This window comes from Aeromonas finlandensis (assembly GCF_000764645.1).
GTDB classification, from domain to species: Bacteria; Pseudomonadota; Gammaproteobacteria; order Enterobacterales; family Aeromonadaceae; genus Aeromonas; species Aeromonas finlandensis.
Genome location: NZ_JRGK01000066.1, coordinates 1 through 8,792 on the forward strand (window position 1 = coordinate 1; position 8,792 = coordinate 8,792).

The 8,792-nt window shown below is 58.1% G+C and carries 9 protein-coding genes and 1 pseudogene; 5 read left to right on the top strand and 5 right to left on the bottom strand.

Going from position 1 to position 8,792, the window contains the following annotated elements; all coding sequences use genetic code 11:
• Nucleotides 1-730, top strand: a 730-nt coding sequence (locus tag LD28_RS0108500) for an MFS transporter (protein WP_033136547.1), incomplete at its 5' end; no start/stop codon positions are given.
• A gap of 1 nt (nt 731) precedes the next feature.
• On the opposite strand, the gene LD28_RS0108505 is transcribed toward LD28_RS0108500, so the two are convergent.
• Nucleotides 732-1,085: a DsrE/DsrF/TusD sulfur relay family protein gene (locus LD28_RS0108505; RefSeq protein ID WP_033136548.1), complete on the bottom strand. Its 354-nt coding sequence runs from the start codon at nt 1,083-1,085 to the stop codon at nt 732-734.
• A gap of 158 nt (nt 1,086-1,243) precedes the next feature.
• Here LD28_RS0108505 and LD28_RS0108510 point away from each other — a divergent pair, with 158 nt between their 5' ends.
• On the top strand, nt 1,244-1,636 hold the full coding sequence (locus LD28_RS0108510; protein ID WP_033136549.1) for a DUF1090 domain-containing protein: 393 nt from the start codon (nt 1,244-1,246) through the stop codon (nt 1,634-1,636).
• Nucleotides 1,637-1,915: 279 nt separating this feature from the next.
• Here the strand turns inward: LD28_RS0108510 and LD28_RS24040 are convergent.
• The 4 genes and pseudogenes from LD28_RS24040 to LD28_RS0108525 all read right to left on the bottom strand — a co-directional run.
• A pseudogene (locus tag LD28_RS24040) lies at nt 1,916-1,999 on the bottom strand (YfhL family 4Fe-4S dicluster ferredoxin); the annotation flags it as partial.
• 27 nt (nt 2,000-2,026) lie between these two features.
• A complete protein-coding gene (locus tag LD28_RS0108515) occupies nt 2,027-2,275 on the bottom strand; it encodes a YfhL family 4Fe-4S dicluster ferredoxin (protein ID WP_005334896.1) in 249 nt (82 codons plus the stop codon).
• A 1-nt stretch (nt 2,276) separates the two neighbouring features.
• Entirely contained in the window at nt 2,277-3,638 is a 1,362-nt protein-coding gene (gene trhP / locus LD28_RS0108520) for a prephenate-dependent tRNA uridine(34) hydroxylase TrhP (protein ID WP_033136550.1), read from the bottom strand.
• Nucleotides 3,639-3,896: 258 nt separating this feature from the next.
• On the bottom strand, nt 3,897-4,634 hold the full coding sequence (locus tag LD28_RS0108525) for an EAL domain-containing protein (protein WP_033136551.1): 738 nt from the start codon (nt 4,632-4,634) through the stop codon (nt 3,897-3,899).
• A 237-nt stretch (nt 4,635-4,871) separates the two neighbouring features.
• Between LD28_RS0108525 and LD28_RS0108530 the strand changes: the two genes are divergently transcribed.
• The 3 genes from LD28_RS0108530 to LD28_RS0108540 all read left to right on the top strand — a co-directional run bounded on the left by LD28_RS0108530 (nt 4,872) and on the right by LD28_RS0108540 (nt 8,640).
• Nucleotides 4,872-5,594, top strand: a complete 723-nt coding sequence (locus LD28_RS0108530; RefSeq protein ID WP_033136552.1) for a hypothetical protein — start codon at nt 4,872-4,874, stop codon at nt 5,592-5,594.
• Nucleotides 5,595-5,624: 30 nt separating this feature from the next.
• Nucleotides 5,625-6,116, top strand: a complete 492-nt coding sequence (locus tag LD28_RS0108535) for a CS1 type fimbrial major subunit (protein ID WP_033136553.1) — start codon at nt 5,625-5,627, stop codon at nt 6,114-6,116.
• Nucleotides 6,117-6,183: 67 nt separating this feature from the next.
• A complete protein-coding gene (locus tag LD28_RS0108540) occupies nt 6,184-8,640 on the top strand; it encodes a TcfC E-set like domain-containing protein (RefSeq protein ID WP_050514279.1) in 2,457 nt (818 codons plus the stop codon).
• The last annotated feature ends 152 nt before the right edge of the window (nt 8,641-8,792 follow it).

The following is an 8,792-nucleotide window of genomic DNA, read 5'->3' on the forward strand; positions in this document are numbered from 1 at the left end:
GGTGGGGCTGGGGGCCCGGCAGGAGACCTTCGTGGTGACCGCGGTGAGCTACGCCTTGCTGGGGCTCGCCTTTCTGCTCGGGTTTCGTCGTGATTGCGCCAGTCAACCTGCTGCGGGCCTCACGCTGGGGGCCATGCTCAGGGTGTTGGCGCAGGATCGGGCCTTTATGCTGTTTATCCTCGCCAACCTGCTGATGATGCTGGTCTATGCCCAGGTAGAGTCGCCGCTGATTCAATATTTGACCCGGGCCGGGACGCCCGAGGTAGAGACTCTGGTTGCGCTGCTGGTAGCCACCAATGCCGTGACCATCATCACGCTGCAGTTTCCCCTGCTGCACGTGACCCGGCGCTGGCGGGTGAGCGTGCGGCTGCAGTTCTCTATCCTGCTGATAGCTGCGGCTCAGGTGTTGTTTGCCCTGTCGAGCCCCACCCTGCACTGGCCCTGGTTAATAGCAGTGTTCTTGCTCAGTGTCGGGGAGGCGGTGCTCTTCCCGCTCTTTAATGTGCTGATCGACGAGATGGCGCCGCCTCACCTCAAGGGGAGTTACTTTGGGGCCAGTGCCCTCTCCGGACTCGGTTGGGCGCTTGCGCCATTGGTAGGGGGCTGGTTGCTGCAGGTGTGGGGCGGGCCAGCGCTGTTTGCCGTTATGACGGGGATCTGTGTGCTGGTGTTCGCCCTCTACGGGGCGGGCAACCGGGAGGCCAAGGTTTCGGCCTGCCCGGTGAAATAAATCAGAAGGTCAGTACCTTGTCGGCGGCCAGGGTCCACTGTGCCAGCATTGGCATGGTACCGACCTCAATCCCCTCGATCAGTGGCAGGGCCGTGATACCACGAGCATCGGTGCAGGTCTTGCAAAGACGGATGGTTACCCCTTGTGCCAGCAGGATCTCCAGCATCTGGCGCAGGTTGTACCCCTCGGCTGGCGCCTGACCGGCCAGTGCCGCGCTTACCGCATCGGACATCAGGAACAGCTTCAGGCTGGCGCCACCCTGCTCATTGAGGGCGATAGAGAGACGCAGGGCATTGAACAGGGATTCGCTGCCGTAGGGGGCGCCGTTGGCAATCACCACAATCTGTTGATTCATAAGAGACTCCTGATTTTAAAAAGCGTCATTGTAGAACCAATATGGGGTGGATTGCGTGATGTCGCACAACTTCTGACGTAGCTTTTCCCTACAGGCTTGACCCGACAGCGGATCGAGGCTCTTATGGTCAATTCGCAAATATGACCGGGTGAATCGAAATGTGGAAAGTAGTAGGAGCGGGATTGCTAATGTTGGCGGGTCAGGCCTACGGCAGTGAGGCGGTCGGTTGCAAGGCTCGTCTGCAGGCGGTTAATGACCAGCTGGTGTTTGCCAAAGCGCACAACAATGCCGGGCAGATCGCCGGGCTGGAGCATGCCGCTCGCAATATCAAGGCCTATTGTACCGATGAGGGGCTGCTTAAGGAGCAGCAACAGCGGGTGAGCAAGCAGCGCAGAGAGGTGAACGAGCGACTGCTTGACCTGCAGGAGGCGAGAGTTAGCGGCAAGCCGGAGAAGATTGCCAAGCAGCAGGCCAGGCTGGAGGAGTCCCAGAGCCGGTTGCTGGAGCAGCAGCGGGAGCTGGATGAACTTAATCGATTGGTCAAAAAGTAACGACGATTGCCATGACCGCAGGATCAAAAAAGGCCGATTGCTCGGCTTTTTTTACGTTCATTGCCGGTGCATCCGCACAAACATCTCCATCAGCTGCTCTTCGGTCTCCACCATATGGACAGGATCCCGGAGGATGCAGTCAGTGAGCCGCAGATGCTGATGCCGGTGTTACTGGCGGTGCATCCGCACGAACTTCTCCATCAGCTACTCTTCGGTCTTCACCATATGGACAGGATCCCGGAGGATGCAGTCAGTGAGTCGAAGACGCTGATGCCGGTGTTACTGCCGGTGCATCCGCACGAACTTCTCCATCAGCTGCTCTTCGGTCTCCACCATATGGACAGGATCCCGGAGGATGCAGTTAGTGAGTCGAAGACGCTGATGCCGGTGTTACTGCCGGTGCATCCGCACGAACTTCTCCATCAGCTGATCTTCGGTTTCCACATGAGCGGGATCCCAGATGATGCAGTCGATAGGGCAGACACTGATACAGGTCGGCTTCTCATAGTGACCGACGCACTCGGTGCAGCGACTGGGGTCGATCTCGTAGATCTCCTCACCCAGGCTGATGGCCTGGTTGGGGCACTCGGGATCGCACATGTCACAGTTGATGCACTTGTCGGTGATGAGCAGCGCCATCTCAGGCCGCCGTGTGCGGGTTGCGGGTATCCTGGCTGTCGCCCAGATTACGCAGCAGGATGCCGAAGTTCACATCCAGATCTTTCGGGACCGGCACATAGACCACGTGGCCGTTGCCCGGCGCGGTATCGATAAGCTCCCCTTTGCGGTTCTCCATCTGCTCCAGATTGAAGCGGACGTTGCCCTGCGGGGTCATCAGCTCCAGATTGTTGCCCACCAGGAACTTGTTCTTCACCTCGACCTCGACCATGTCACCTTTGCGACCGGTGATCTCGCCGACAAACTGCTGGGTGTCGGAGACGGAGTAGCCGTAGTCGTAGTTCTGGTACTCGCTGTGGTTGTGACGGCGCAGGAAGCCCTCGGTGTAGCCGCGGTGGGCCAGATTTTCGAGGGTACCCATCAGGCTGCGATCGAACGGACGACCCGCCACCGCATCGTCGATGGCCTTGCGGTAAACCTGAGCGGTACGGGCGCAGTAGTAGAAGGATTTGGTGCGCCCTTCGATTTTCAGGGAATGAACGCCCATCTTGGTCAGTCGCTCGACGTGTTCGACGGCGCGCAAGTCCTTGGAGTTCATGATGTAGGTGCCGTGCTCGTCTTCAAAGGCGCTCATGTACTCGCCCGGGCGGTTGGACTCTTCCAGCAGCACCAGCGCATCGGTCGGCTTGCCAAGGCCCAGGGTGTTGTCCGGACGCACTTTGATCGGCTCCTGACGGTGGACGATCTGGCCCACGTCATCTTCTTTACCTTCGTGCACCTTGTACTCCCAGCGGCAGGAGTTGGTGCAGGTGCCCTGGTTGGGGTCACGCTTGTTGATGTAGCCGGAGAGCAGGCAGCGGCCGGAGTAGGCCATGCACAGCGCACCGTGGACGAACACTTCCAGCTCCATCTCCGGTACCTGCATGCGGATCTCTTCGATCTCGTCGAGGGACAATTCGCGGGAGAGGATGGCACGTGTCAGGCCCATTTGATGCCAGAACTTCACCGTTGCCCAGTTGACCGCGTTGGCCTGCACCGAGAGGTGAATGGGCATATCCGGAAAGGCTTCGCGCATCATCATGATAAGACCGGGGTCGGACATGATCAGCGCATCCGGCTTCATCTCCACCACAGGGCGCATGTCGCGGATAAAGGTCTTGAGCTTGGAGTTGTGGGGCTGGATGTTGGCCACCACATAGAACTGCTTGCCCAGCGCATGGGCTTCGTTGATGCCCAGCTGCAGGTTTTCGTGATCGAATTCGTTGTTGCGCACCCGCAGGCTGTAGCGGGGCTGACCGGCATAGACGGCATCGGCGCCATAGGCGTAGGCGTAACGCATGTTCTTGAGGGAACCTGCGGGGGAGAGCAATTCTGGTTTAAACATGGCGGACTCTTTATATCTGATTGCAAATCAGGACGGCGCCACCTGATGGCGCCGTATTGGTTGAGGTCGGTCAACATCCAGCTCGCTGGACGGCGGCTCAATGGACCGTGACCCGATGACGGTATATCCGGGGCCCATCAACAGAAGGTACGCCGGATATTCGGGGTGCGAGATTGTACTCGCCCCCACGTCATCATGCAATTTGGCAACAGATCGTTGGCTGCGCGAGCCGATAGTGCGCCGATATGAGACTGTCGCTCAGGCCCAACGGGAGAGGGGGGAGGGCATGGCGTAGGCGTAACCCTGCTGGTAGTCACAGCCGAGCTGGTCGGCAATCTCGATATGGGTCTGGTTTTCTACCCCTTCGCACACCACCTTCATGCCGAGCCGCTGCAAGTACTCCACCAGTCCGGTCAGCATGCGCAAGGCATGGCTACTCTTGGCCGCTTGCAGCAGCAGGGAGCGATCCAGCTTGATGATCTCGTAGGGGAGCGCCATCACTCGCTGAAAATTGCACTCCTGGGTGCCAAAGTCATCGCAGGCGATATGAGCACCGTGGCTGCGCAGCACCTCGATCAGGGCCAACTCCTTACGCTGAAGCGGGGCGTACTCCACCACCTCGAACCAGATTGCGATATCCAGCTTGCGGGCCTGCAGCAGCACCAGCAGCAACAGGTTCTGATAGGTGGCACAACCCAGTGCCGGATTGAGGTTGATGGAGAGCATGCAGGACTTCCCCTTCGCCAGTGCTGGCAGGTCACGCAGAATGGCTCTGAGCATAACGATATCCACATGCTGTGACTCTTCATCACTGAGGGAGGGAAAGTCGATCCCCTGATAACGCTGCTGACGGGGTTCCCAGCGTCTGGCCAGCACTTCAAAGCCGATGATCTGGCGATCCCGGCCAATGATCGGCTGATAAAAGGGCACGGCAATGTCCGCTGTCGTCAGGGATGCCACGTCACTGACCGGAAACTCTTCTTTGAACGCAAACATGGCACTCACCTGTTGACGGGTATGGCTGTGGATAATACAGAAGGGGTGGGGGGATGCTCTGTAGGAATCCTCTGATAATGCGCTCGAATTTGCTAAGTCAATATAGGACTATTCTGATTAACATCCCTCCTTGTTATAAATAGACTGGCCCAAGTGATATGCGGTTAGTTTGTATTTTGCTAATCAAAAATTCTGATAAGACAAACAACTGCATGTAAAAACCAGCCTGGAATCGTTATGAATAAAATATATTTAATCTTGTTGCTGATATTCAGCGGCAATGTGCTGGCATCGGCCGAAATCAGTATCGGCACGCTTTATGACTATATGTCTGGCCAGCAGAACACTTATTTGAAGCGCATTCGTAATCAGGGTGATGCCACCGCCTTCGTCAAGGTTGCTATTCACGAGATCACCTACGATGCGGCGGGTCAGCCTCAGGAGTCGGCAGAGCTGACCGAGGGGCGCCGGGCGCTGATCGCCAGCCCATCCCGCATGATTATTCCGGCCAATGGGGTGCAGGCGACCCGGCTGCTGTTTATGGGAGAGCGGGATAAGGAGCGTTATTTCAGGGTACGTTTTATTCCCGTGTTGCCAAAACAGGAGGATGGATTCGATCTGGATGCCAATGCGGTTCAGAAGGAACAGCAGCAAGTCTCTGCCGGGGTAAATATATTGACCGGCTTTGGCGCCATTATTTTTGTGATGCCAAAAGAGAGTCGCTTTGATACCCGCTTTATAAAGACAGACACCATGACCACTGTCGTGAATAAAGGCAATGCCACCATAGTGCTGGATTTTTTTGAAGAGTGCGATGGACGGAAAAAAAACTGTTCCACCCCAAGCAAAATCCATCTGTTGCCAAATATGCAGAAGCAACTGATGAAAAAGAGCGATCACCTTTATCGGTTTGAACTGATTGAGGGTGACAAGAGCAGAAACATGGTGATTGGTCACTGATGTTTCTTATATCCGAGAGAGGAGAGAGTGATGAAAGTATGGATAGCTGCGCCTCTGGCAATGCTGGTGTCGGCCAATCTGATGGCTGCCGAACGTATTGAGCATCAGGTCACTGTGACCGCCCAGATCCCGACCGAGGCTTTTTATGTTCAGCCGACCGGCGGGGACAACTGGATGAGCACGCCGCAGAAGCTGGCCTACAACCCTTATACCAAGAAGCTGGACAAGCTGAGCAAGCAGCTGGATGCCAAGAGCACCGTAGGTGCTATCACCGGCTACCTGACCAACCCGGCCGTGATGGCCAGCGGCAATGACAACATCCCCCTGACCGTCAAGATTGGTGGCGTCACCTTGGGCACCACCTCGGCGGAAGTAATGAAGGCCGATGATGCCAAGACCGGCAAGCTGCTTGGGCTGGAAGTGATCCCGGCGGATGCCCCGGTCGCCGGCTACAAGCCAGGCAACTACCAAGGGGTGGTGAACATGATATTTGAATCGGAAGCCCCTAAAGGCGGTGCATAAGCCGACTGGTGGAGGCTCCCTGTCGCGGGGAGCCTTTTTGTCTGCGTTTAGAAGAGTGAGACAGGTCGTGCCGTATTTCTCTTTCCTGTTGATCCTGGTTGTGTGGTGCGTACCTGCCTGGGCCACGGGGGGACGCGTTGCACAACCCATTGATCTGCTGCAGCAAGCCGCAGATTTGCCTGATGGCTTTGCCGATCACTTCTTCGGCGTCCCGCTGGCGGTGCGCATCCTGGTGGATGGGCAGCTGTTGGGGGAAGGCGAGATAGTGCTGGGCAAAGACACCAGCGTGCAACTGCTGGCCCTGACCAGCAGCCACGAGAGCGAGCTGGAAGAGCGGGATCGCCAGCGCTGGATCAAGGTGTTGAGCGAGCCTCATCTGCTGGGCCCTTGCCAGCATCAGTGCGCCGATCAGGTGCTGGCGCTGGAGTACAGCCTGGAAAACTCCCAGTTGTCGGTACTGACGGCGGGAGCAGAAAAGGGAGTGCACGCTAGCCGCTATTACAGCCTGCCCAGCGGGGGCAGCTATGGCGCCCTGTTGCGCAACCAGCTGAACCTGGCCCAGGGGGAAGGGGAGCAGCGCAGTGGCCGTTACAACCTGATGGCGCAGGGCAGCATAGGCCAGTGGACCCCACTGCTGGAGGGGGAAGTGAGCCAGTCCGGCAACGGGCAGGTGGCACAGCACCATGTGCAGCAACTTTATGCCGAGCGCGAGGGAGAGGGGCGCTTCTACCGGCTGGGCTACTTCTCGCCCTATGCCCAGGGTCTGGTGCGTCAGCCTACCCTGTTTGGCGGCGGAACCCCGACCGTGCTGGGGGTCATGCTGGGGGACTCTGACACCCTGTTGATAGAGCATGGTCAGGCCAGTACCACGCCGCTCTATGTCACTCCGAGTCGGCCCGGCATGGTGGAGATCTATCGGGATGGGCAGCTCATCAACTCGCAACAGGTGCTCCCCGGCTTGCAGGCGCTGGATACCAAAGTACTGCCCACCGGCATCTACGAGGTGGAGTTGCGGGTGCTGGAAGATGGTCAGGTGACCGAGCGGCGCAGCGAGATGATCTACAAGCCGATGAACTGGCAAAATCCGGATGAAAGCTGGCGCTTCAACCTGTTTGTGGGCCAGCAGACCCGCTTGCTGAGCAACTGGGAAGAGGAGACGGCCCAGCCGCTGAGTAGCGGCGTCATGCTCAACCATCTGCTCACCCCCTCGGTGATCGTTGGGGCATCCAGCCAGTATATCGACCAGCGCTGGCAGCATGGTCTTTCTGCCGACTGGAGCCTGGATAGCCAGTGGCGACTGTTTGGCAACCTGATGGCGACTCAAGGCCTCGGCAGCGGCTTCGATCTGCAGGCCTTGTATCACTATGGCGAGGGCAGCCTGGTGCTGAGCCATCAGCAGCAGCGCCAGCAGGGACAAGCCGACGGAGAGAGCCGCGACCTCAAGCAGAGCAACCTGTCGTTGCAGCAGCGGCTCGATGAGCGCCACTCCGCCAACCTCTATCTGGCCCATCAGGTGGGGCGCGGGCTGGGCGCAGATCTGGGCTGGCGCTACAACGGCGATCTGCTTGGTCAGACGGTGAGCTGGAACCTGACGGTGTTCGACCGGCCGGGTAGCATCAGTATCGATAATGCGAGGGACAGGGGTGGCATGCTCTCCCTGAGCATGAACCTGGGGGGGGATCGCAGCCTGCTGGCCATCGGTATCGGCAGCCGGACCTCCCGCTCCGGCGGGCAGGAGCGCAACGCCTCCCTCAGTTACCAGCAGTTGCTGGAGTGGGGCGCCCTGCAGAGCGTAGGGGCCAACCTGACCACCGACAGCTACGGCGTCGGCACGGCGGGCTATGCCAGGTTTCAGGGGGAGCTGGTCAGCGGTGATGCCCACCTGCAGTCTTCCTCTTATAACCGGGCCCTGAGCGGCGGGCTCAACCTCGACAGTACCCTGGCGTTTGGTGATGAGGGCAGCCTGACCATGACAGGTCAGCCGCAGGGGGTCGAGGCGGGCATGATAGTGGACCTGGAGTCTGACATGCCCGAGCTGACCCTGCGCGCCGATGACGATCAGGGTGGCAATATCAAGCTGCGGCCCGGTCGCAACCTGATACCCGTCACCGCCTATCGCAGTGGTGCCGTGCAGCTGGATCTGGCAGAACACGATGCGCCCTCGGTGAGCATTCGCCCCAACATGCTGCCTTATCACCTCAACAAGGGTGGGGTGGCCTATCACCAGGTGCGGGTGATGAAGACGGTGACAGTGATAGGCCGCCTGCTGGATGGGCAGGGGGCGCCATTGAAGGGGGCCATGGTGGTCAACCACGCGGGCCGCACCGTCAGCGAGGCCGATGGCTTCTTTGCGGTGGAGATGAGCGAACACAACCCAATGCTGAGAATGGAGATAGATGGGTTATTGAAATGCGAGCTGCCAGTCGATATCGATAAAAAACCAGTGCAACAAGATGTGATTCTGTTGGGCGATCTCTCTTGCCAACAGCCTGAAACCATATTGAGTTCGTTGACCCATGATTAAAATTATTTTTTTGATAGCCGTATTAATGCCACTTTCTTTCGCACAGGCGGTCGTTATAAAAGTAAATGCTGAGTATGCACAGTCGTTAAAAAATCCGGGTGAGAATGAGTTCAGGATTACTGATCCATGCAAACCACTACCACTGTCTGTAT